This window comes from Paenibacillus sp. LHD-117 (genome assembly GCF_030929555.1).
GTDB lineage: Bacteria > Bacillota > Bacilli > Paenibacillales > Paenibacillaceae > Pristimantibacillus.
Window position 1 is genome coordinate 149,160 of record NZ_JAVFVT010000013.1, and the last position, 23,201, is coordinate 172,360.

The window sequence follows — 23,201 nt, forward strand, 5'->3', positions numbered from 1 at the left end:
AACCGCGTACACGGGAGGACATGAGGATGACATTACTGCAGGTTGAAGGATTGAGAAAGGTATATGCGGACGGAACGGTCGGATTATCCGGCATAGACTTCAAGGTGGAGGCGGGCGAGTTCATCGCGGTGATCGGACCGAGCGGCGCGGGCAAGAGCACGCTGCTCCGCTGCCTGAACCAAATGGTGGAGACGTCCTCGGGAGAAATCGTGTTCCAAGGGACAAAAACTATCGGAGCGGGCAACCGGAAGCTGCGCCATATCCGCCGGGAGATGAGCATGATTTTTCAAGGCTTCAATCTGGTGGAGCGGTCGTCCGTCTTAACGAATGTCCTCCACGGGCGGTTGGGGTATATGAGCGGCTGGCGAGGCGCGCTCGGGTTGTTCTCGAAGTCCGACGTGCAGGAGGCGACAAGACTGCTGGAGCGCGTAGGTCTCAGCGAGCAGATTCACAAGCGGGCAGACGAGCTGAGCGGCGGCCAACAGCAGCGCGTGGGCATCGCGCGGGCGCTTGCCCAGAAGCCGAAGCTGATCCTCGCCGACGAACCGATCGCGAGCCTCGATCCAGCGTCGTCGGAGACGGTGATGAGCAGCCTGCACACCTTCTGCAAGGAGGACGGCATCGCCTGCCTCTGCAATCTGCATCAAGTGGACATGGCGAAGAAATACGCGACACGGATTATTGGCATTCACAAGGGGCAGAAGGTGTTCGACGGAACGCCGGAAGAATTGACGGACGACATGATTGCGCTGATCTATAACCGGCCGGCGGCCGGCGGCGCGGAATTGTCCGGAGAACCGGCGCGGCAGAAGGAGACGGCATAAGCATGGGCATCAAGGGCGAACAGCTGCAAAAAATCCGTAAAGCGAAACGAAATCAGTTAATCTTATTCCTGGTCCTGCTCCTTGGGCTGTGCATCTGGTCGGCGGTTGGCACGGGATTCTCGGGCTCGGCATTATTCGGCGGCATCGGCGACGGGGCGCGGTTTCTGTTCGAGGATTTGCTGCCGCCGGACGCGGCGAGCTTCCCGGGCTTGATCCAGCCGGCGCTGGACACGATCTACATGAGCTTCGTCGCGATGTTCATCGGCTCCATCATTGCCGGGTTTCTGTCGATCTTTGCCGCGGCGACCACGTCCCCGCATCCGGCGATCCAGATCGGCTTGCGCGCATTCTCCGCGATGTTCCGCAACATTCCGGTCATTATTTGGACCATCCTGCTCGTGGCGTCCTTCGGTCTGGGCAATTTGGTTGGCACGCTCTCGCTCGTCATCGTCTCCGTAGGCATGCTGATTCGCTGCTACGCGGAGTCGCTGGAGGAAATCGACATGGGTCAGGTCGAAGCGCTTCGGGCGGCGGGCGCCAGCTACTGGCAGGTTATCGGGCAAGCCGTGCTGCCGCAGTTCCTGCCCAGCTTCGTAGGATGGTCGCTGTTCAATCTCGAAGTCAACGTACGGGCGTCGACGATCGTCGGCATGGTCGGCGGAGGCGGACTTGGGTTCGCGATCCAATCGGGCATCAAGCTGTTTCAATACAAAGAGGTGAGCATGGCGGTTCTGCTTGTTCTTGTCATCGTCCTCGCCACGGAGTTCATGACAAACCGGATTAGGGAGAGGATCATCTAATGGCATCGACGGTTCGTAATCCGGAGAGGAACGATTGGACGGGCAAGACGGAAAACCGGGAGCGCCCAGACGGAGCGAAGAGCGGCGCCAAACGGCGGTTGTCCCTCGGATGGCTGGTCGTGCTCGCCGTCTTGTTTTTTGGATTCAGCTTGTTTCAACTGCAGCTTGATTACGGAAGGTTATTCACGGGCGCGGCCAAGTTCACGAAGACGGTGGGGCTTATGTTCCCTCCGGACGCTTCCCAGTGGCAGTACGTCCTGGCGGCAGCCGTAGAATCGATACAGGTCGCGATACTCGGAACGGTTCTGGCCATCGCGCTTGCCTTCTTCCTATCGTTCCTGGCGGCCGGCAACATTACGCCTCATCCTGCCGTGGCTTGGGCCGTGAGAAGCGGTTCTTCGCTGCTGCGGGCGATTCCGACGCTGATCTGGGCGCTGATCTTCATCGTCGCGGTCGGCATGGGTCCGTTGCCCGGCGTGCTCGCCATCATGGTCGGAGCGACGGGCAGCTTGGTGAAAGTATTCGCGCAATCTCTCGAGGAAGTCGACGACGGCGTCATCGAAGCGCTGCGGTCGACGGGCGCGAGCTGGATTCAGATCGTCCTTCAAGGCGTACTGCCTTGCGCATTGTCGGCGCTGCTCGCATGGTGCGTCATGCGTTTCGAAGGCGATCTCGCCGAGTCCACGATTCTCGGCGCGGTAGGCGCGGGCGGCATCGGCTACGAGCTGTCCCACGCGATGCGCAGCTATAAATTCGACCAAGCGCTGTTCGTCGGGTTCGTTATTTTCGCGATGGTGTTCAGCGTAGAGCTGGCATCGAACCGGCTGAAGCTTCGGATGCGAAAGCGGTCGTAACGTTATGCGACATTTCAACTAGGGCAAGAAGAAAAGGAGATATCAATGATGAACACGCAACAACAAGCGCCGCAAACGGCGATAACGGCAGTCGGCCTGGAGCGATTGGACGGACTTGCGCTACGGATTTTCTGGGATCCGCCCGTTGAGGTCGACAAAGTGCTGATCTACCGCAGCGAGCAGCCCGTATTGGACGAGAACGGCGACCATCTGGTAGCGGTCGTGACGCAGGCGCAGGAATGGACGTTCCAGGACCCGAATCCCGGAGCGAGAGGGTACTATTTTGTCAAGTTCGGAGAACTCGGTGTTGTTCCGGTCGCGGAACGCGTGCTTCCGCTGCTTGGCGCGCTGAACTTCCGGGACATGGGCGGTTACGGCGCGGACGGCGGACGCAGCGTGAAGTGGGGCAAGCTGTACCGTTCGGCCGATCTATCCCGCCTGACCGAAGCGGATCTCGCTTACTTGAAACAGCTGGAGCTTGCATGGATTTGCGATCTTCGCACCGATATCGAGCTGGAGCACAGCCCGAGCCCACGGATCGGCAACGAGCGGAACGAACAGCTGTCCTTTATGTCCTCCGCCAATCCGGACGAAATGATGAAGCTGGAGGATATTAACGAAGACATGCTGGCGCTGATGAACCGTCACATGGTTGGCAACGCCGAGCTGTCTGCCGACTTCTTCCGCCGCCTGCTGAAGCTGAACGGCGCTCCGTTCCTGTTCCACTGCGCCGCCGGCAAGGACCGCACGGGATTCCTCGCTTCGCTCATCCTGCAGGCGCTCGGCGTGGACCGCGAGGTTATCCTGACGGACTATGCCTTGACCAACCAGTTTGCCGAGCGCTTCAAAGCGGGTATGCTAAGCGTGAAGCGCGGAGACAATCCGCATGCTTCTTTCATGAGCAAGCTGACGCCGGAGGTTGCTCAGGCGCTGTCGGAAGCAAGGCCGGCATATCTGGCCGCATCCTTCGAAGAGATCGATGCCCGTTACGGCAGCTTCGAGAACTATTGGACGAACGGTCTCGGCCTAAGCGCCGGAGAGCTTGAGCGCCTTCGCTCGCTATATTTGGAGTAGAATTTGTCATCATTCGACCTGCTGGATATATGAAATAGAGGCTATTCCGCTAACGAAGCGGGATAGCCTCTGCTTGTTATTCAATCCATTCCACGATTTGATGCAGCGGTCTTCTTGTTTTCTCGCGCGGCTCCCGCACGCGGTATCCGAAGGCGACCATGCAGGAAACGCCGAACTGCTCGCTGCGCAGATAACCTTCTTCTTCCAAGATCGCTTCCACCCGCGCTTTATCGAAACCTTCAATAGGGCAGGAGTCGATTCCGATCTGAGCTGCGGCGGTCATCATGTTGCCGAGTGCAATATAGCCTTGCCGGCTGGCCCATTCGAACATGGCGCGTTCATTATCAAGCAGGCCGAAGTCGGACTCCAAAAATTTGTGGTACAGATTCCCTTTGTTTTCCGCGATATCCGGCGGCAGCTTCTGGACTTCGGTCATCATCGTTTGAATATGTTCCGATTGCGCGGTCATGCCGGACTTCGTTCTTGCAAGCAGGATGACAAAATGGCTGGCGGTAGGCAACTGCTTCTGCGCGCCCCAGGTTACGGGCAGAAGCTTGCGGCGAAGATCCTTGTTTTGAACCATGAGCAGATTGACTGGCTCGAATCCGAAGGAGGTAGGAGACAATCGGGCTGTTTCCAGAATAAAGCCGATGTCCTCGCGGGAGATTTGGCGTGCGGGATCGAATTCCTTCGTTGCGTGGCGATAACGGTATGCTTCCAATATTTCTTCTTTCTTCAAGCCTGCGTCACTCCTCGTCTGTTGATAGTTCGAGTATATCGAATGCACAACAGCCATGTAAGTACGCACATGTTTGTAACCACAGTAGAATTAATAACTTCCGAATGAATCGGAAGAATAAATTCAACTTGGCGATAAAACCCACCTTTAAACGCGGTCGCTCATCTTCGAAAGACCTCGATAGAGGTTTTCTCACATAGTATCCTTTTTTATACTAATGGGACTGGGTAATGATCTATTGGCTTCTCCCCAAGCCTTCATCTGCAAAATGATCGGAACCAGCGTTCGTCCAAGCTCAGTCAAGGAATATTCCACTTTGGGCGGAATCTGCTTGTAAACTTCCCGGTGCACGATGCCGTCATTCTCCAGCTCGCGCAATTGCAGCGTCAGCATTCGTTGGGTAATATCCGGGCAGATTCGCCGGAATTCATTAAATCTCTTGTCGCTGTCGATCATGTGGTACAGCAGAATGCTTTTCCATTTCCCTCCGATGATGCTTAACGTGTATTCGACCGGACAACCTTCCTTATTCGGACAGCTGTCTACATTAAGTTTACGAGTTCGCATGGGCTTTCACCTCGTCAAATTGATTATCTGCATTATAGCAGACCTCCTATTATCGTGCATGGCCGCATCGCAAGTTGCGATTAGGTCCCCGTTAGCGGTATGTTAAAGCTATTTACGACGAAAATCGGAGGTGACCCTCGAGTGGTCGAGCGCATTTTTTCTTTCCCGCCGGTCGTCGACGAACGAGCCAGAGTGCTTATCGCCGGCACGGCGCCAAGCGTAAAGTCGCTGGAACACGGGCAGTTCTACGGTCATCCGCAAAATTATTTCTGGAGAGTCGTCTACGCCTTGTTCGGAGATGAAGGGACGCGGGCGATCGCGCCGGACGGAGAGAGGGGCATAGCCGGCCATGCTGCGGGGGACGTACGGCCGTACCTTGCGCCGAATTCCGATTACGGCGAACGATTGGACTTCCTGCAAGCCCATCGGCTAGCCTTATGGGACGTCATCTTCTCCTGCGAGCGGGAAGGCAGTCTCGACGTCAATATTAAAGCCGAGCTTCCGAACGACATTCCCGGCTTGTTGGAGCGTTACCCCGGTATCCGGTGCATCGCGTTCAACGGAAGCAAGGCGTTCGATACCTTCCGCAAGCATTACGGGAAAGGAACGAGCGCGCTTCCCCGGGAGGTGGCGCTGCTGAAGCTGCCGTCCACAAGTCCGATCCCGACGAAGCATATGCGAAGCTTGGAGGACCGCGTCGCGGCTTGGCGGGCGATCGTGCCGTACGCAGCAGGGGAAGTCTGATAGGACGGCGTTGAAATTGCGGCACTTCCTGTATATAGTAGTAACATGACATTTCAATGAATACGGGAGTTTGGACGTTATGGAAGCAAGCGGCAAGATCACCCTGACGCTCGAGAGTGTTCAGGACGGGGAACGGCAAGTAGAGATCTATCGCGGCGAATGGTTCCGCAAGGCGAAGGCTGTGTATATCCGTTACGCAGAAGGCGGCGCGGACTCGGCGGCAGCCGGAACGTCGCGGCAGCAGCCATCGGAGGGCGAAGTTCGGACGTTGATCCGTTATTCGCCGGGCGAGCTGTCGTTGACCCGCAACGGAGCGGTGAGGATGGAGCAGCTGTTTGTCGCCGGCCAGCGAAGGAAAGGCAGCTACCGCTCGGCGATGACAGCGTTTGGGCTGGAGACAGACACGACGAAGCTGTCCATCCAAGGTGATGAAGGCGTGATAGACGGGCAGGGATTGCCGGCAGCGCTGCCTTTTACGTTGGAGTGGGCGTACGGCTTGCTAGTCGAAGAGCAATTATCGGGACGGTTCCATATCCGTCTCCATATACAGGAGGAGCTTTAAGGATGAATACGAATGTGAATGTGCTGGAAGTCATGTACGAACTGGTGAAGAAGGCGATCGCGGACGCGGTCGTCACTGCCGGCCTAGTCGAGCGCGAGCAATTGCCTGTCTTCGTGCTGGAAGTGCCGAAGGACAAGTCGCACGGCGATCTCGCGACGAACGCCGCGATGCAGCTGACGAAGCTGGCGAAACGGAACCCACGCCAAATCGCGGAAGCGATCATCGAACATCTGGACGTGAAGAGCGCTTCGATTCAGTCGGCCGAAATAGCGGGACCCGGCTTTATCAACTTCAGAATAGATAAAAGTTATCTGTATCCGGTCGTTCGGCAAGCGCTGGAAGCGGGCGATCAATACGGCCGTGCGAACGTGGGCGAGGGCCAGCGCGTGCAGGTGGAGTTCGTCAGCGCCAACCCGACGGGCAGCCTTCACCTTGGCCATGCGCGGGGGGCGGCGGTCGGCGACGCGCTGTGCAACGTATTGGATTTCGCCGGATATGACGTCACGCGCGAATATTATATTAACGATGCCGGCAAGCAGGTGGAGAACCTGGCGCTGTCGCTGGAAGCACGGTACCGCCAGGCGCTCGGACAAGAAGCGGAGATGCCGGAGGACGGCTATTACGGCGAAGACATTATCGGATTCGCCAAGGGCTTGTCCGAGCAAGAAGGAGAGCGCCTGCTGCAGCTGCAAGACCAAGAGCGGTTCGGCTTCTTCCGCAGCTTCGGGCTGGAGAAGGAGTTGGACAAGATCAAGCGCGACCTCGCCAGGTTCCGCGTCGGCTTCGACGTATGGTATAGCGAAACTTCGCTGTACGAGAACGGATTGGTCGAGCAAGGCCTTGAAGCGCTAAAGGCTTCCGGCCATGTCTATGAGGAAGACGGCGCCACTTGGCTGAATACCGTGCCGCTGGGCGATGACAAGAACCGCGTGCTCGTGAAGAACGACGGCTCCTACACGTACCTGACGCCGGATATCGCGTACCACCGCGACAAGTACGGTCGCGGCTTCGTCCGGATGATTAACATTTGGGGAGCGGACCATCACGGCTATATCCCTCGCGTGAAGGCGGCGATGGAGGCGCTCGGCAACGATCCGGCCAAGCTGACCGTCCTGATCGCGCAGATGGTGAGCCTGTTCCAGAACGGCGAGAAGATGAAAATGTCCAAGCGCACCGGCAAAGCCGTCACGATGGAAGACCTGATGGACGAAGTCGGAGTCGACGCGATCCGCTATTTCTTCACGATGAGAAGCATGGACTCTCACCTCGATTTCGACATGGATCTCGCGATCTCGACCTCGAACGAGAATCCGGTCTTCTACGTGCAATACGCCCATGCGCGGATTTGCAGTATTTTCCGTCAGGCCGAGGAGCAAGGCATCTCCGTGAGCGATTTGGCGAACGTCGCGCTGGGCAAGCTTGACACGGAAGCGGAATTCGATCTGATCCGCAAGATCGGCGAGCTGCCTCAGGAAGTGGCGGACGCGGCGGCCGGGTATGCGCCGCATCGTCTTATTCGCTACGTCTACGAGCTCGCCGCTGATTTCCATAGCTACTACCGCGCCGAACGCGTCATCACCGAAGACGCCGAGCAGACGGCGGCGCGCCTCGCGCTGCTGGGGGCCGTCCGCCTCGCGATCGCGAACGTGCTGCGATTAGTCGGCGTATCCGCTCCGGAGCGCATGTAACGGGAACGCCGCACGCCATATAGCAACCTCGCGCAAGCCGCGGATGAAGCTACAGCTTCTCCGCGGCTTGCAGCATTCTTATGACGTCCAGTTCGCCGACCGTTCGGCGGGTTTTGCCGCTTCGGAGAGGCTGCATGGATCTTCTCATAATCTGCTTGATCTCGCCCGGCGATAAGTGCGGGTATAGGGAAAGCAGGAGGGCGATCGCGCCGCTGACGTGGGAAGTCGCCATCGACGTGCCGCTCATTTCATTATAATTGCCCCGCAGCCATGCCGACGTAATCTTCTCCCCTGGGGCATAAATATCGATATAGGTACCGCGGTTGCTGAACGGAGCGACCCGCCGCATTCGGTTCGTGGCGCCGACGGAGATCGTCTGCGGATAACGCGCCGGATAGTCGACGGAGCGCAGCTTGCCGTCGTTGCCGGATGAAGCGACGATAATGACTCCCGAATTGTAAGCGTTGTTGACGGCGCCGAGCAGCGCCTTGCTTCGGGTTTTCATCCCGAAGCTCATGTTAATGACGTCCATGCCGTTGCGGACGCACCATTCGATGCCGAGGATAATGTCGGAGACAAAAGCACTTCCGTTGTGGTCGAACGCTTTGACCGGAGCGATCAACGCGCGCGGCGCAACGCCGATCATCCCGTGCATGCCGTTCGATGCGGCGATCGTGCCGGCGATATGCGTGCCGTGTCCGTTGTCGTCGTAAGGCATCTTGCTGCGGTTCAGCAGATTGATGCCTCTCAATAAGGAATGGCGAAGATCGGGATGATTGAAGTCGACCCCGGTGTCGATGACCCCGACCTTGACCCGGTGACCCGTCGTGATTCCCCATGCTTGCGGCGCCTTGATTTGCTGAACGCCCCAAGGCATGCCGTTATCGAGCGCCTGTGCCTTTTGGGCGGACGGACTGACGCTGATGAGGCAGTCCTTCTCCATCCATACTCGTCCCTTGAATGTATCCAGAACGGCGGTTTCGGGCAATAGGCATGAGATGCCCCGTATGATGGGCAGGGGGCTTACAAACTTTTGGAGCGGCCGAAAAGAGTTGTCCTGCGACAACTGCCGAAGGAAGTGCCGGTAATCGCTGCCGTGCTGGAACCGGATAATGCGTTTCGATGTTTCCGTGGATTGGATTGCGCGCGATTGCTGTAACCATCGGATGAATGCGGCGGTATTCAATAGGGCTCCCCCTCCCGAAGGACGATGCTGAACTATTGTATGAAGGGGCGTCCTAAGCCGCATAAGCCACTTGCCCCTTTTAAAATAAATAGGCGCTAGGCCGTGGCAAAATCCGCGCTCGCTCATAGGATGAAGGAAGAGCTGAGAATGCTCTTGCATCTCCGACGCGAGTCGGATGGATACAGTCAAAGCGAAGGGAGGCTCCCTTCGCTTTTTGTATGGCGGCGAACCTGGCGGCGCTGCGCGTTGCCCCGGCTTGTCCACCTTATCCGGGCATGGAATCTGTCGCGATATGCAAGCTTTTGCCGCCGGAGTACGGCGACAGCCGTTTGCGCTTGCTTTTTCGAATAAAATAGGTTTTACTATACTGTGACTAACGTTAACAAAGTACGGTACCGTACATTATTTCGGTGCAAGAGAGGATGTGTCCATATGAGCGGCAGCAGTATTACATTGAAGCTGGATCCTGAACGCGTGAAGGAAATGCCAATGGTGGACTTGGCGTTCGAGGTGCTCAAAGCGGCTAACACGCCATATTATTATCGCGATTTGATGATGGAGATCGCCAAGATCCGCGGTCTGTCCGAAGAGGGCATCAATCAATTTATCGCTCAGGTATATACGGAGATCAATATCGACGGACGGTTCGCGTGCGTTGGCAGCAACATGTGGGGACTGAAGCGCTGGTATCCGGTCGAACGTTCCGAGGATCCGGTCGGCAACGCGAAGCGTACGCGCATTATTAACGATGACGACGATCTCGACGACGACGATCTGTACACGGACGAGGAAGAAGACGATTTCGCGGCCGAGGACGAAGATTACGATGCGTACGACGAGGATCAAGAAGACTTCGAAGAAGCCGAAGAAGAGGCCGAAGTCGAAGAGGAAATCGACATCGAAGAAGAAGATCTCGAAGAAGAGGCCGAGGAAGAGATCGACTCCGACGAAGACGAGGACGAAGAGTCTTTCGACGACGACGAGGAAGACGACGACAAGTAATCGGAAGGCCGCTTAGTTTCGCTTGACATGTCCTATTAAGGCAGAGTAAACTATTGCATGGGCTTCAGATTCGGTTAACAAATAATACGCATATTTCATGCGATAAGAGAAAAGTGCCCCCGTAGCTACGGGTGTCACTTTTTTTGTTTGAATGGCGGTTGTTTGCCGGTTTTTTTCGAGGGAAACGGATTTTTCGGTTCGTCCCATGCGGGTTGCTGAGCGCATTCCCGCGGGACGCAGTGCCGAGATTCCGGCTTCGTTTCGGGTTTCTATAGGCTGTCGCCAAAGCGGATGAAGAGGTGCGCGAATCATTCGCGCATAGGCGACATAAGGTAGCGGATTTGGGTAAACTATTTATTAACATAGGAGCATGGAGGGTATCATCACAGTGACCAAATATATATTCGTAACCGGCGGCGTAGTATCGTCCCTAGGCAAAGGAATTACCGCGGCATCGCTGGGCAGACTGCTCAAGAACAGAGGCCTTAAAGTCACCATCCAAAAGTTCGATCCGTACATCAACGTCGACCCGGGAACGATGAGCCCTTATCAGCATGGCGAAGTGTTCGTCACGGACGACGGCGCGGAGACGGACCTTGACCTTGGTCACTACGAACGTTTCATCGATATCAACCTGTCCAAGAACAGCAACGTCACCACGGGCAAAATTTATTCGAACGTCATCACGAAGGAACGCCGCGGCGATTATTTGGGCGGAACGGTGCAAGTCATTCCGCACATCACGAACGAAATCAAGGACCGCGTCTTCCGCGCGGGCAAGGAACACGGATCCGACGTCGTCATCACCGAAATCGGCGGCACGGTAGGCGATATCGAGAGTTTGCCGTTCCTGGAGGCGATCCGCCAAATCAAGAGCGACATCGGCCGCGAGAACGTGATGTACATCCACGTTACGCTCATTCCTTACATTAAAGCTGCCGGCGAAGTGAAGACGAAGCCGACTCAGCACAGCGTGAAGGAGCTTCGCAGCATTGGCATCCAGCCGAACGTCATTGTATGCCGCACGGAGTATCCGCTAGCCGAAGACATGAAGCGCAAGATCGGCTTGTTCTGCGATATCGACGCGAACGCGGTCGTCGAATGCCGCGACGCTTCGACGCTTTACGAAGTGCCGCTCATGCTTCGCGAGCAAGGCCTCGACGAGATCGTCGTCAATCATCTGAAGCTGGTTACGGATCAGCCTGACATGCGCGAGTGGGAGAGCCTCGTAGATCGCGTGAAGTCGCTCCACAATACGACGGAGATCGCGATCGTCGGCAAGTACGTCGCGCTTCACGACGCCTACCTCAGCATCGTGGAATCGCTTGGCCATGCCGGCATCTCCGCGGATTCCGAAGTGAAGATCCGCTGGGTAGACGCCGAGCAGCTGACCGATTCGAACGTGGCTGACGCCTTGCAGGGCGTGCACGGCATTCTGGTGCCGGGCGGCTTCGGGGATCGCGGCATCGAGGGCAAGATCTGCGCGATCCGTTACGCGCGCGAAGCGAAAGTGCCGTTCTTCGGCATTTGCTTGGGGATGCAAGTGGCCGTCATCGAATACGCGCGCAACGTTGCCGGATTGCCGGGAGCGAACAGCTCGGAGATCAATTCTTCGACGCCGTATCCGGTCATCGATCTGCTTCCCGACCAGAAGGATATCGAAGACTTGGGCGGCACGATGCGACTAGGCTTGTACCCATGCAAGATCGCGCCGGAGACGATCGCGGCGCGCGAATACGGAGACGAGCTGGTGTATGAGCGCCATCGCCATCGGTACGAGTTCAACAACGAATATAGAGAAACGATCGAATCGGCGGGCTTGCGCATCTCGGGTACGTCCCCGGATGGCCGCCTCGTGGAAATGGTCGAGCTGAAGGAGCATCCTTGGTTCCTGGCCGTTCAATTCCATCCGGAGTTCACGTCGAGACCGAACCGTCCGCAGCCGTTGTTCAAAGGCTTCGTTCAGGCCGCTCTTGCGTACTCGGAGCGTTAATTTCCGACAAAGTTGACGCTAAGTTGTCATACTTTCTCCCATTCAGTAATTTTTTGTATGCAATAGCAGGAAAATCCCTCCTCCCTCTCGAATAAGTATAAAAAATTGACGAAGAAATCTCTAATCGATCGATGAAGGATAACTACGTTTAGACTCGGGGGGTTGAGGAAGCTTGGATAAGAAGAAGGTATTGATTGTCGACGATCAGAACGGGATACGCGTGTTGCTGCTCGAAGTGTTCAGCAGCGAAGGCTATAACACGTTTCAAGCGGCCAACGGCAAGCTTGCTCTAGAGATCGTCAGGCGCGAATCGCCGGATTTGGTGCTGCTGGATATGAAGATTCCCGGTATGGACGGACTCGAAATTTTGAAGCATATCAAAACCATCGACTCCACGATCAAAGTTATTATGATGACGGCGTACGGCGAGCTCGACATGATCAAGGAAGCGACGGATCTGGGAGCGCTGATGCATTTCACCAAGCCGTTCGATATCGACGAGATGAGAATGGAAGTGAACAAGCATCTCCAAGGGGGCAATTCCTCGGATCGGTTCGCGGTAGGCTCGTAATGAAATATAAGGAAGCATCGGCCGCTTTAGCGCGCCGGTGCTTCTTTTGCTGTGTTGAGGCCCAAAACAAGCTTTACCATTTGCCGCTGCAATGTGGTATAATAGCTCAGAATGACAAGTCGGTACGGGCTTGAAACAGAAAGCGAAAGCGAACTTTAGGAGGAAATGAAGACTATGCCATTGGTTTCGATGAACGAGTTTTTGCCTAGAGCGAAAGCGAACAAATTTGCAGTAGGTCAATTCAACATGAACAACCTTGAATTCGCGCAAGCGACTGTCGAGGCTGCCATGGAAGAAAAATCGCCATTTATTTACGGAGTCAGCGAAGGCGCTCTGAAATATATGGGAATCGAATTCACGGTTGCTATGGCTGAAGCGGCAGCTAAGAAATCCGGCTTGCCGATCGCGCTTCACCTTGACCACGGAAGCAGCTTCGAAGTCGCGATGAAATGTATCCGCGCGGGCTTCTCTTCCGTTATGTTCGACGGTTCCCACTACGGTCTGGAAGAAAACATCGCCCTGACGAAGGAAGTCGTCAAAGCGGCTCACGCGATGGGCGTTTCCGTTGAAGGCGAGCTGGGCACGATCGGCGGCGTAGAGGATGACCTCAGCGTAGACGAAGCAGATGCCAAAATGGCTGACCCTGAAGAAGCGATCCGCTTCTACGAAGAAACGAAAGTAGACTGCCTGGCGATTGCCGTAGGTACGGCGCACGGCATGTACAAAGGCGAGCCTAAGATCCACTACGATATCATCCAAAAGGTAGCCGACGCAATCCCGGTTCCTGTCGTTCTTCATGGCGGCTCCGGCGTTCCGGACGAGGCGATTCGTCTGTCCATCCAAGCTGGCGTTGCGAAGATCAACGTAAACACCGAGAACCAAGTGGCTTGCACGAACGCGATCCGCGAAGTGCTGAGCGCGAACGGCGATGTATTCGACCCGCGCAAATACTTGACGCCTGCTCGTTCCGCAATGAAGGCTGTCATCCAAGAAAAAATCCGCTTGTTCGGAAGCAACAACCAAGCTTAAGCGAAGAGAGCAAGGGAACGTAAACCGCCTGAGAGAGCAAGCAGGATGAACCGGCTGGGGCCGCGGCCTGCTTGCCGCGGCGGTTTTTCTCAAACGGACTTAGAATTCAACGCGAAACGGTGGCGTCCTCTGACAAGGACGCCGCAGGTGTTTCTGCTTGTTCTCTTCCAACTTAAGAGGAGGAACTAATCTTTCATGGAGAAATTGATGATACGCGGCGGACGTCCGCTGCGCGGAACCGTACAGATCAGCGGCGCGAAGAACAGCGCGGTTGCACTTGTCCCGGCCGCGATTTTAGCGGAATCGGAAGTCGTATTGGATAATTTGCCACTTATCAGCGATGTCGCGGTTTATAGCGATATTTTGCGAGAATTAGGCGCGGCGGTAACCCGTGACGGGGATACGATGCGCATCGATCCGTCGAAGCTGGCCGCAAGGCCGATGCCGAACGGAAAAGTAAAGCTGCTTCGCGCTTCTTATTATTTAATGGGTGCCATGCTTGGCCGATTCGGCGAAGCGGTTATTGGCTTGCCTGGCGGCTGTAACTTTGAGCCGCGTCCAATCGATCAGCATATCAAAGGTTTTGAGGCTTTAGGCGCTACCGTAACGAACGAGCACGGATCGATTCATATTTCCGCCAAGCAACTGCGCGGGGCGAAGATTTACCTGGACGTCGCAAGCGTCGGAGCGACGATTAACATCATGCTGGCGGCCTCGCGGGCCAAAGGCTCTACCATTATCGAAAACGCGGCAAAAGAGCCTGAAATTATAGATGTAGCTACGTTATTGAACGCCATGGGGGCGAACGTAAAAGGAGCCGGCACCGAGACGATCCGTATCGAAGGCGTCGACAAGCTGCACGGTTGCCGCCATTCTATTATTCCCGACCGCATACAAGCGGGCACTTATATGATTGCGGCCGCTGCTACGCGCGGCGATGTACTCATTGATAATGTCATTCCCAAACATCTGGAAGCGATGACGGCCAAGCTGGAAGAGATGGGCGTGCAAGTATACGAGATGGATGAAGCGATTCGCATCGTTGGATCACCGGACTACACGGCCGTCGACGTGAAGGCGCTTGTCTACCCGGGTTTCGCTACCGATCTGCAATCGCCGATGACGACGCTGCTCACCCAAGCGAAGGGCGTAAGCATTCTGACGGATTACGTTTACGGTACCCGGTTCAAGCATGTCCCTGAGCTCGCCCGGATGGGAGCCAATATCCGTGTGGAAGGCAGATCCGCCATCATCGAAGGCGGCAAGCTCAACGCGGCGAAAGTAAAAGCCGCCGATCTGCGCGCGGGAGCCGCGCTTGTCGTAGCCGCCTTGACTGTTGAGGATGGCGTGACGGAGATAACCGGCGTGGAATACATCGACCGCGGGTACGACCATCTGGTCGAGAATTTAACGAGACTGGGCGCGGAAGTCTGGCGCGAGAACGACTCGGAATAGATCAGGGAATTCCTGGCAAGGATGAATAATCAGGAATAGCCCCAACAATTTGAATAAAGTGGTGAGGACATGTCGGATCTTCAGATTGCAGATCTGGAAGAGATGAAGCTGACGGAGCTGTACAAGCTCGCTAAGCAATATCAGATTGCTTATTATGGTCAGCTGAAGAAGAAGGAACTTATATTCGCCATCCTCCGGGCGCAAGCGGAGAAGAGCGGGCTTATGTTTATGGAGGGAGTGCTGGACATCCTGCAGGAAGGCTTCGGCTTCCTCCGTCCCATCAACTATTTGCCCAGCAAAGAAGATATTTATATTTCGGCATCGCAGATACGCAGATTCGATTTAAGGAACGGCGATCTAGTTTCCGGCAAGTGCCGGCCGCCCAAGGAGAACGAACGTTACTTCGGTTTGCTGCAAGTGAACGCCGTGAACGGCGAGAATCCCGATACGGCATCGGAACGACTCCACTTTCCTGCTCTTACTCCTCTATATCCCGAGAAGAAATTAGTGCTCGAAACCTCAAAGTCGAAGCTCTCCACCCGCATGATGGACCTGTTAGCTCCCGTTGGACTTGGCCAGAGGGGCTTGATCGTCGCTCCGCCTAAGGCGGGCAAGACGCTCTTGCTCAAGGAAATCGCCAATAGCATCTCCGAGAATCGTCCCGATATCGAGCTGTTCGTGCTGCTCATCGACGAACGCCCGGAGGAAGTAACGGACATGCAGCGTTCCGTGAAAGGCGAAGTCGTGGCTTCGACGTTCGATGAGCTGCCGGAAAATCATATCAAGGTAGCCGAGCTTGTCCTCGAGCGCGCGCTGAGGTTGGTCGAACACAAGAAGGACGTCGTCATCTTGCTGGACAGCATCACGCGGCTGGCGCGCGCGTACAATCTGGTCATTCCTCCTTCGGGACGCACGCTGAGCGGCGGTATCGATCCGGCTGCGTTCCACCGTCCGAAGCGGTTCTTCGGTTCTGCGCGCAACGTGGAGGAAGGCGGAAGCTTGACGATTCTTGCGACGGCGCTGATCGAGACGGGTTCGCGTATGGACGATATCATTTATGAAGAATTTAAAGGTACGGGCAACATGGAGCTGCACCTGGACCGCAAGCTTGCGGAAAGACGCATTTTCCCCGCGCTCGATATGCGCAGATCCGGTACGCGCCGCGAGGAGATGCTGCTTACCAAGGAAGAGCTCGAGAAAGTATGGGCGATCCGCAAGAGCATGAACGATTCGGTGGAGTTCGTCGACAATTTCCTGAAGAAGTTGAAGGATTCGGAGAACAACGAGCAGTTCCTCATGTCTCTGGATACTTCGGCGGAAGCTTCGAGGAACGAAAGACCGGCGATGAAGAGCAGTTCCCCATCGTCATCCGCGAGCAGAAGACCCGTGGCAAGATCAACGCAAGGGTCTTAGATTTCGCTGCCCGGCTGGAAGGAGGACATCATGAATCTCGTATATGCGGACGAACACGGCAACGTGTTCGACCATCCCGAATATTACGGCCTTGGACGCAGCGGCGACATGGTCGTCGAAATGATGGAGGAGGAGCTTATTCCTCTTCCGGAAGGCGCTACGCTCGTTAGCTTGCCGTTCACGCGCCCGATCGGCCTTGATCCGGACAGCGGAGAGATGCAAGTGCTGCCCGGCGGCGCGCAGGCGGTCGGCGCATTGCTGCCGCAAGGTTATACGCGCTTATGTTTGCCTGGCTACGTGAAGGCTGACAAAAACGAGAAGCTGCCGCTGTTCGGTTATACCGCCGTCGTCTGGAAGGATGGCGGCTTCTACGTGGCAGCCGAGCAATGCGACGATCCCGAACGCTGGGATCCGCTAAATTGCGACCGCAAGGAGCTCGGCGTGCAAGTCGAGCGGCTGCTCGAGAAGTATCCCGACAACAGGCTGTACAAACATCTGTCGAACTGCGCCCTCGGCTACGAATGCCTGACGGCATCGAACACGTTCCTGAGCCGGTGGGAAGGGGCGGTACCTGTATCCTACTCATGCAACGCGGGCTGCTTCGGCTGCATCTCCGAACAACCGGACGACAGCGGCTTCCTGGCTCCGCAGACGCGGATGAACTTCAAGCCGACGGTCGACGAGGTCGTGGACATCATGCTGGAGCATCTGCGCGAGCCGGAGTCCATCATCAGCTTCGGCCAAGGCTGCGAGGGCGAGCCATCCACGCAGGTGAAGATCATAGTGGAAGCGATGAAGCGCGTCAGAGCCGCTACCTCGCTCGGTTATATCAATATTAATACGAACGCCGGTTTGACCGATTTCATCCGAGCGATCGTGGACGCCGGTCTCGATCTGATGCGCGTCAGTACGATCAGCGCGCTCGACGATCACTACAACGCCTATTACAAGCCGCGGGGTTACACGTTGCAGAACGTGGAGAAGTCGCTGAGATACGCGACCGACAAGGGCGTGTACACGTCGATCAACTACCTCATCTTCCCCGGCGTGACCGATCGCGAGGAAGAGATCGAGGCGATGATCGGCTTCGCGAAACGCACGGGACTGAAGCTTATTCAAATGCGGAATTTGAACATCGATCCCGAGAGCTACCTGGCGCTTATTCCGAAGCCGCAAGGCGAGATTTACGGCATGAAACAGATGCTGGAGATATTCCGCGAGGAACTTCCGGACGTCGTCATCGGCTCGTATACGCATGTGCCTCCAGCGGCATTGCGCAGATAACGCGGTTTAGGCTCGATAATCGTTTGGCAAATGCATCCACTGAGCCGGGAGGCGGCTTTGATCATTGCAACGCGAAGCCGCTTCGTGCTATAATCCACTATGTGTGATTTATACTCTGGGCCCGCATGTGGCTCAGGGCAGAAAGAGGTGAACGAGATGAAACAAGGTATTCATCCGACATACCACGTCGTTACAGCAACTTGCGCTTGCGGCAATACGTTCGAGACAGGTTCCATCAAACCGACTCTTCGCGTAGAGATTTGCTCCGCATGTCACCCATTCTTCACGGGTAAGCAGAAGTTCCTGGATGCCGGCGGCCGCGTCGACCGTTTCAAGAAGAAATACGGCATGTAATTCATACCAAGCATTCGGCCTTTATTTGGCAGAATACAAGAACCTCCCTCAGCCATCCTATGGTTATAAGGGAGGTTTTTTTATGACCAAGCGATATCGGAAGGACAATGGCATCAAGAGACCGCTTCACAAATGGATGCTGACCGGATTGGTCGGCGCAGCTATGCTGCTCGGGTCGGGTTGCGCCGGCGCGGAGCCGGGTGAGGCAAGATCCTACGGCCATGATGGTTATATGGGTTATTCGAACAGCAACCCGAATTTGATGAACCGCAATACGACTCTGCTGTACGAGAAGGATACAAGGTTGATCGAGCGCGTCCTCGAGCCGGTCGCGGGCATTCGTTCGACCCAGGTCAGTTTCAACGGCAGCGAACTGCACGTGAACCTGAAAGCGGATCGGGATATGACGGACGCTCAACTCGAAAACTTGCGCGCGCGGGCGCAGTCGATCGTGCAGACGAACATGCCGAGGTACGAGGTGCACGTAAAAGCAAGCCGATAATGGCGCAAACGAATCGATTGATCGCGGCTCGAGAGTCATTGGACATCGAAGACTCTGGGCCTCGTTTTTGTGTAAAATTCACCATCGGTTGCGCTTTGCCCCGGAATGTACTATACTTGTCTATGCCGTGCTAGATGGGGAGGTAGCGGTGCCCTGTAACTCGCAATCCGCTGTAGCGAGGTTGAATTCCTGTCTGAGGTTATGCTGATGTGAGGCTTGGCGCTTGCAAGCAGTGTTGACAGCTGGGTCCTCCGCAATGGACGCTTGTGAACCCGGTCAGGTCCGGAAGGAAGCAGCCGTAAGCAAGTTAGTTCATGTGCCGGGGGAGTGCCTGGCTCGAGCTGTGTAGCAAGAGTGCCGCTTGGATCGCATATATCGGGGGCAGGTGCACGGTTCTACTTAAGGAATGAGGGGCGCAAGCCTTGCACATATGCCTGCAGCTGCAGGTTCAACAAGCATAACGCTTGGGGAACTTCGCGGTTGCGGGCATTTTTGCATGCTTCGGAAAAGTCGCAACCGAGCAGCGAATGATGGATAACGCTTACGCTCAACTCCCTGATGTAGTATAATAAGGTATCGCAAGCAGCTGAAAGGGAAGAGCCGCGTGACACATATCGCCTTATATCGTGCCTGGCGTCCTCAGACGTTTCAGGATATGGTTGGACAGCAGCATATTATACAAACCTTGCAGAACGCGATTCGCGAGAATCGGGTTTCCCATGCCTATTTGTTTAACGGGCCGAGGGGAACGGGCAAGACGACGACGGCCAAAGTGCTGGCCAAAGCGGTGAATTGCGAGCGGGGACCGGCGATCGAGCCGTGCAACGAGTGCGACGCTTGCAAAGGAATAACGGCAGGACATATTATGGATGTGATCGAGATCGACGCGGCGTCCAACCGCGGCATCGACGAGATCCGTGACATACGGGACAAAGTAAGATACGCGCCATCCGAAGTTCGGTACAAGGTGTACATTATCGACGAGGTGCACATGCTGACCTCGGAAGCGTTTAACGCGCTGCTCAAGACGTTGGAAGAGCCGCCGGGGCATGTTATTTTTATTCTGGCCACGACGGAGCCGCACAAGCTGCCGGCCACGATCATCTCCAGATGCCAGAGGTTCGACTTCCGTCAGGTATCGCTTCAGGAGCAGACGCAGCGGTTATCGCAGATTTGCGCGGAAGAAGGCATTAGCGCGGACGAGGATGCGATCGCGTATATCGCAAGGTTATCCGAAGGCGGCATGAGGGATGCCATCAGCTTGCTGGAGCAAGTATCCGCGTTCGGTAATTCGCGGATTACGCTCGAAGCCGCCGTCGACGTGACGGGCGGTATGGCTTCTGAACAATTCTACCAGCTTGCTGAAGCGGTAAGGGATCGGAACGCCGCGGCCATTATGCCGCTGGTCGAAGGGCTGACGCAAGCCGGCAAGAGTCCCGACAAGTGTTTAGAGAATCTCATTTATTATTTCCGCGACTTGCTGGTGCTGAAGCTGGCGCCGGGCGGCGGTGCCGCTACGGAGAGAATCGTGGACCGCGAGCGGTTCCGCGAGATGGCCGAAGCGTATTCGCCGGAGCGATTGTTCGCAATGATCGATACGCTGAACCGCTATCAGGCGGAGCTGAAACATGCGACGCAGCCGCAGACGGTGTTCGAGGTTGCTTTGCTCAAGCTCTGCACGCTCGAAGAAGGCGTGAGGAGCGGAACCGCAAGCGGCGGCCAAGCTTCATCCTCCGGAAGCGGCGCCTCCTCGACGGAGGTGCAAGCGCTGCGTCAGCAGATCGCGGCGCTCGAGCGGAAGATCGAGGGTCTTATCAGTGGAGGAGCAGCCATCGCGGCCGCGGGAGAAGCGGCAACGGCAAGCCGAGGTGCCGGAGGCGGGGCTGCGACGCGAGGCGCTACCCGCGGAGCCTTCGGCGGCGGAGGCGGCGTTGCGCGCACCAAGGTGAAGCTGGATGCTTATCTGGCATCCGCGGGCAGTCCCGATTCCGGCTCCGCCCGCATGAAGTGGGGCGACGTGCTGCAGCGGGTGAAGGAAGAGAAAGTGACCCTCCACGCTTGGCTTAAGGACGGGGAACTCGTCTCCGTATCGGAGAACAATCTCCTGCTTGCCTTCAAGAACGAGATCCACAGGGAAACGACCGAGAAGCCAAACCATCGAGAAATCATCGAGCGGATTGCAAGCGACGTCCTGGGCAAGTCTTATATGCTTGTAACGGTCATGCAGAAAGATTGGCAATCCGGCGTCGATGGAGCCGGGGAAACACCGGCTGGCGACTTCGAGCTGGAGCACGAATCTGTGGAGTCGTCGTCGCCGAAGCAGCCGGAATGGGTCGAGGAAGCCGTGAAGCTCTTCGGCGAAGATCTGGTTGTTGTGAAGGATAAAACTTAATTATACTAATGAAGAGGTGACTTCAGATGAACAATATGAACCAAATGATGAAGCAAGTGAAGAAGATGCAGGAACAAATGATGAAAGCCCAGGAAGAGCTCGAAAGCAAAATTGTCGAAGGAACCGCTGGCGGCGGCGTTGTGACGGTGGAAGTAAACGGCCACAAGAAAGTGCTCAGCATTGCCATTAAGCCCGAGGCCGTAGATCCGGATGACGTAGAAATGCTGCAAGACCTTGTACTTACTGCCGTGAACGACGCGCTTACGAAAGCAGACGAGCTGGCGAACAAAGATATGGGCAAATTTACGGGCGGCATGAAAATTCCGGGATTGTTCTAATATTGGACGGGTCGTTCGATATTGAATGGCTTCGATAAAGGTTTTCTCAAAGTCTGAAAGGAGCTGTACCTTTGTATTACCCGGAACCGATAGCGAAGCTGATTGACGCCTTTACCCGTCTTCCGGGCATTGGTCCCAAAACAGCGGCAAGACTTGCGTTCCATGTGCTGCGAATGAAGGAAGACGACGTGATCGACTTCGCCAAGGCGCTGGTCAGCGTGAAGAGAAATTTATTTTATTGCTCTGTCTGCTGCAACATTACGGACACCGATCCATGCAGAATCTGCCAGGACAAATCCCGCGACGGCTCCGTTATTTGTGTCGTTCAGGAGTCGAAGGACTTGGTTGCGATGGAGCGGACGAAGGAATTCGACGGCTATTATCATGTGCTCCAAGGCGCAATCTCTCCGATGGAGGGAGTCGGACCTGACGAGATTCGAATTGCCGAGCTGTTAAGAAGGCTTAGCGACGAGCGCGTTCAAGAATTGATCCTGGCCACGAACCCGAATATCGAGGGTGAAGCTACGGCGATGTATTTGTCCCGCCTAGTTAAGCCGTTCGGTCTGAAGGTGACCCGGATCGCGCACGGATTGCCGGTTGGTGGAGATTTGGAATATGCCGACGAGGTGACGTTGTCCAAAGCGCTAGAGGGACGCAGAGAGCTCAGCTAATGTATCGAAATATACATTCATAACCGAAAGAACCGTTTCGACCGCGCGAACCTGCGCTGTTGGGGCGGTTTCTTTTTTTGCTGATTAACGAAATGCTTTAGTGAGGGCTTATCCATCTTCTCGTCGCGTATGATTGGGCTACCGTGATCCTGCTTGCATGGACAGGTTCGCTTTCCTCCGCCTGAATGTTCTAATCGCGAGTACAAGCTTATACACATAGAAGGAAGTCGTTAATTAGCTTGGACAAGGCGGGTGGGGAAATGGAACGTCGAAGCGAACTGGATAAAGAAGAGCTTGAGCGCAAGCAAGAACTGAAGGCGGAAATTCGGGAGACGCTGACGCAATGGGAGAATGCCAAACGTTTCTTCAATCATGCGGCGGGGAAAGAGCAGATCGACTATGCGATCTTCTCCATTATTACCGCGGAGAAACGGTATGACATGCTGCTCAGCAAAGCGAAACGGATGAGAGGCCCATGGCCCAAATGGGAGGGAATCGTAAAATGAAGACGGTATGGACCGCAATGTTAATCGGGTCTTCGGCTCTGTTGATTTGGATTTTGATACGTAACAAAATGCCGCTGGCTTGGCTTCGCGGATTCGCTCTGCATCTGGTGGCGGCAGCCGGCGTGTTATACGTGCTGAATTACAGCGGGCTGGTCCCTGGTATGTATATCCCGCTGAACCCGGTCACGGTCGGGACGGTTGTTGTGCTAGGCGTACCGGGCATCGCGTTGCTTGCAGGCTTGCAGTGGACCGTCATGTAGGGAATTTGGAGATTAGGGTTGACGGGGGGCAATCAGGTATGCTACATTATTACTCGCGCCTGACGCAGAGGAAAAAACGGTTTAAAAAGTTTTTAAAAAAAGTGCTTGCATTCCTCTAGGCGCCTGTGATATATTATAAAAGTCGCCGCTGAGACAAACGGCCGACACGCAAGAAACGAAAGACAAGAAATTGTTCTTTGAAAACTGAACAACGAGCGAAACTGCCCGATCTTAAGTTTTGCGAAGCAAAACACTTCGTAAGCATATTGATCGAAAATAGCAACAACGTTTTAGAGCTATCAAACACTTTTATGGAGAGTTTGATCCTGGCTCAGGACGAACGCTGGCGGCGTGCCTAATACATGCAAGTCGAGCGGATCTGATGGAGTGCTT

The 23,201-nt window shown here is 55.5% G+C and carries 24 protein-coding genes, 1 rRNA gene and 1 other RNA gene; 23 read left to right on the forward strand and 3 right to left on the reverse strand.

The window, feature by feature from the left end:
- The first annotated feature begins 26 nt into the window (after positions 1–26).
- The 4 genes from phnC to RB620_RS12420 are packed head-to-tail and all read left to right on the forward strand — an operon-like array spanning position 27 to position 3,552.
- Positions 27–824, forward strand: coding sequence for a phosphonate ABC transporter ATP-binding protein (gene phnC, locus RB620_RS12405; RefSeq protein WP_308094730.1), 798 nt, complete (start codon positions 27–29; stop codon positions 822–824).
- Positions 825–826: 2 nt separating this feature from the next.
- Positions 827–1,624, forward strand: a complete 798-nt coding sequence (gene phnE, locus RB620_RS12410; RefSeq protein ID WP_308094731.1) for a phosphonate ABC transporter, permease protein PhnE — start codon at positions 827–829, stop codon at positions 1,622–1,624.
- Positions 1,624–2,478, forward strand: coding sequence for a phosphonate ABC transporter, permease protein PhnE (gene phnE, locus RB620_RS12415; protein ID WP_308094732.1), 855 nt, complete (start codon positions 1,624–1,626; stop codon positions 2,476–2,478). Before phnE (RB620_RS12410) ends, phnE (RB620_RS12415) begins: the two co-directional genes overlap by 1 nt.
- Before the next feature lie 48 nt (positions 2,479–2,526).
- Complete coding sequence (locus RB620_RS12420; RefSeq protein WP_308094733.1) at positions 2,527–3,552, forward strand: tyrosine-protein phosphatase; 1,026 nt, start codon at positions 2,527–2,529, stop codon at positions 3,550–3,552.
- Between the two features lie 76 nt (positions 3,553–3,628).
- Here the strand turns inward: RB620_RS12420 and RB620_RS12425 are convergent, their stop codons facing one another.
- Both RB620_RS12425 and RB620_RS12430 read right to left on the reverse strand, forming a co-directional pair.
- On the reverse strand, positions 3,629–4,291 hold the full coding sequence (locus tag RB620_RS12425; RefSeq protein ID WP_308094734.1) for an NAD(P)H-dependent oxidoreductase: 663 nt from the start codon (positions 4,289–4,291) through the stop codon (positions 3,629–3,631).
- Between the two features lie 192 nt (positions 4,292–4,483).
- Positions 4,484–4,858, reverse strand: a complete 375-nt coding sequence (locus RB620_RS12430; RefSeq protein WP_308094735.1) for a winged helix-turn-helix transcriptional regulator — start codon at positions 4,856–4,858, stop codon at positions 4,484–4,486.
- A 141-nt stretch (positions 4,859–4,999) separates the two neighbouring features.
- On the opposite strand from RB620_RS12430, the gene RB620_RS12435 reads away from it, so the two are divergent.
- From RB620_RS12435 to argS, 3 genes are all read left to right on the forward strand, one after another.
- Positions 5,000–5,602, forward strand: a complete 603-nt coding sequence (locus RB620_RS12435) for a DNA-deoxyinosine glycosylase (RefSeq protein ID WP_308094737.1) — start codon at positions 5,000–5,002, stop codon at positions 5,600–5,602.
- A 79-nt stretch (positions 5,603–5,681) separates the two neighbouring features.
- On the forward strand, positions 5,682–6,164 hold the full coding sequence (locus RB620_RS12440; RefSeq protein ID WP_308094739.1) for a YwiB family protein: 483 nt from the start codon (positions 5,682–5,684) through the stop codon (positions 6,162–6,164).
- Positions 6,165–6,166: 2 nt separating this feature from the next.
- Positions 6,167–7,852 carry an arginine--tRNA ligase gene (argS, locus tag RB620_RS12445; protein ID WP_308094741.1) on the forward strand — a complete coding sequence of 562 codons (1,686 nt, stop codon included), beginning with the start codon at positions 6,167–6,169 and terminating at the stop codon, positions 7,850–7,852.
- A gap of 49 nt (positions 7,853–7,901) precedes the next feature.
- On the opposite strand, the gene RB620_RS12450 is transcribed toward argS, so the two are convergent.
- Entirely contained in the window at positions 7,902–9,038 is a 1,137-nt protein-coding gene (locus tag RB620_RS12450) for a S8 family peptidase (protein ID WP_308094743.1), read from the reverse strand.
- Between the two features lie 432 nt (positions 9,039–9,470).
- On the opposite strand from RB620_RS12450, the gene rpoE reads away from it, so the two are divergent.
- From rpoE to RB620_RS12530, 16 genes are all read left to right on the forward strand, one after another.
- Positions 9,471–10,040, forward strand: a complete 570-nt coding sequence (gene rpoE, locus RB620_RS12455; RefSeq protein ID WP_308094745.1) for a DNA-directed RNA polymerase subunit delta — start codon at positions 9,471–9,473, stop codon at positions 10,038–10,040.
- Positions 10,041–10,428: 388 nt separating this feature from the next.
- The gene (locus RB620_RS12460; protein WP_308094747.1) at positions 10,429–12,033 is read left to right on the forward strand and encodes a CTP synthase; all 1,605 of its coding nucleotides are present in this window, start codon (positions 10,429–10,431) and stop codon (positions 12,031–12,033) included.
- A gap of 172 nt (positions 12,034–12,205) precedes the next feature.
- A complete protein-coding gene (locus RB620_RS12465) occupies positions 12,206–12,604 on the forward strand; it encodes a response regulator (protein ID WP_308094748.1) in 399 nt (132 codons plus the stop codon).
- Positions 12,605–12,778: 174 nt separating this feature from the next.
- The gene (gene fba, locus RB620_RS12470; protein ID WP_308094749.1) at positions 12,779–13,633 is read left to right on the forward strand and encodes a class II fructose-1,6-bisphosphate aldolase; all 855 of its coding nucleotides are present in this window, start codon (positions 12,779–12,781) and stop codon (positions 13,631–13,633) included.
- Between the two features lie 195 nt (positions 13,634–13,828).
- Positions 13,829–15,088, forward strand: a complete 1,260-nt coding sequence (locus RB620_RS12475) for a UDP-N-acetylglucosamine 1-carboxyvinyltransferase (protein WP_308094751.1) — start codon at positions 13,829–13,831, stop codon at positions 15,086–15,088.
- Between the two features lie 69 nt (positions 15,089–15,157).
- Positions 15,158–16,501 carry a transcription termination factor Rho gene (gene rho, locus RB620_RS12480; RefSeq protein ID WP_308094753.1) on the forward strand — a complete coding sequence of 448 codons (1,344 nt, stop codon included), beginning with the start codon at positions 15,158–15,160 and terminating at the stop codon, positions 16,499–16,501.
- Positions 16,502–16,531: 30 nt separating this feature from the next.
- Positions 16,532–17,785: a radical SAM family protein gene (locus RB620_RS12485; RefSeq protein ID WP_308094754.1), complete on the forward strand. Its 1,254-nt coding sequence runs from the start codon at positions 16,532–16,534 to the stop codon at positions 17,783–17,785.
- A gap of 156 nt (positions 17,786–17,941) precedes the next feature.
- Positions 17,942–18,139: a 50S ribosomal protein L31 gene (rpmE, locus tag RB620_RS12490; protein WP_308094755.1), complete on the forward strand. Its 198-nt coding sequence runs from the start codon at positions 17,942–17,944 to the stop codon at positions 18,137–18,139.
- An 82-nt stretch (positions 18,140–18,221) separates the two neighbouring features.
- Positions 18,222–18,641, forward strand: a complete 420-nt coding sequence (locus RB620_RS12495) for a hypothetical protein (RefSeq protein WP_308094756.1) — start codon at positions 18,222–18,224, stop codon at positions 18,639–18,641.
- A gap of 125 nt (positions 18,642–18,766) precedes the next feature.
- Positions 18,767–19,034: signal recognition particle sRNA large type (ffs, locus tag RB620_RS12500), an RNA gene on the forward strand.
- 211 nt (positions 19,035–19,245) lie between these two features.
- Positions 19,246–21,033, forward strand: coding sequence for a DNA polymerase III subunit gamma/tau (gene dnaX, locus RB620_RS12505; RefSeq protein WP_308094757.1), 1,788 nt, complete (start codon positions 19,246–19,248; stop codon positions 21,031–21,033).
- A 26-nt stretch (positions 21,034–21,059) separates the two neighbouring features.
- Positions 21,060–21,371, forward strand: coding sequence for a YbaB/EbfC family nucleoid-associated protein (locus tag RB620_RS12510; RefSeq protein WP_308094758.1), 312 nt, complete (start codon positions 21,060–21,062; stop codon positions 21,369–21,371).
- A gap of 71 nt (positions 21,372–21,442) precedes the next feature.
- A complete protein-coding gene (gene recR, locus RB620_RS12515) occupies positions 21,443–22,042 on the forward strand; it encodes a recombination mediator RecR (protein WP_308094759.1) in 600 nt (199 codons plus the stop codon).
- 260 nt (positions 22,043–22,302) lie between these two features.
- A complete protein-coding gene (locus RB620_RS12520; RefSeq protein WP_308094760.1) occupies positions 22,303–22,548 on the forward strand; it encodes a DUF2508 family protein in 246 nt (81 codons plus the stop codon).
- Positions 22,545–22,808, forward strand: coding sequence for a pro-sigmaK processing inhibitor BofA family protein (locus tag RB620_RS12525; protein WP_308094761.1), 264 nt, complete (start codon positions 22,545–22,547; stop codon positions 22,806–22,808). Before RB620_RS12520 ends, RB620_RS12525 begins: the two co-directional genes overlap by 4 nt.
- Before the next feature lie 308 nt (positions 22,809–23,116).
- Positions 23,117–23,201: ribosomal RNA gene (locus RB620_RS12530) — 16S ribosomal RNA — on the forward strand; the annotation flags it as partial.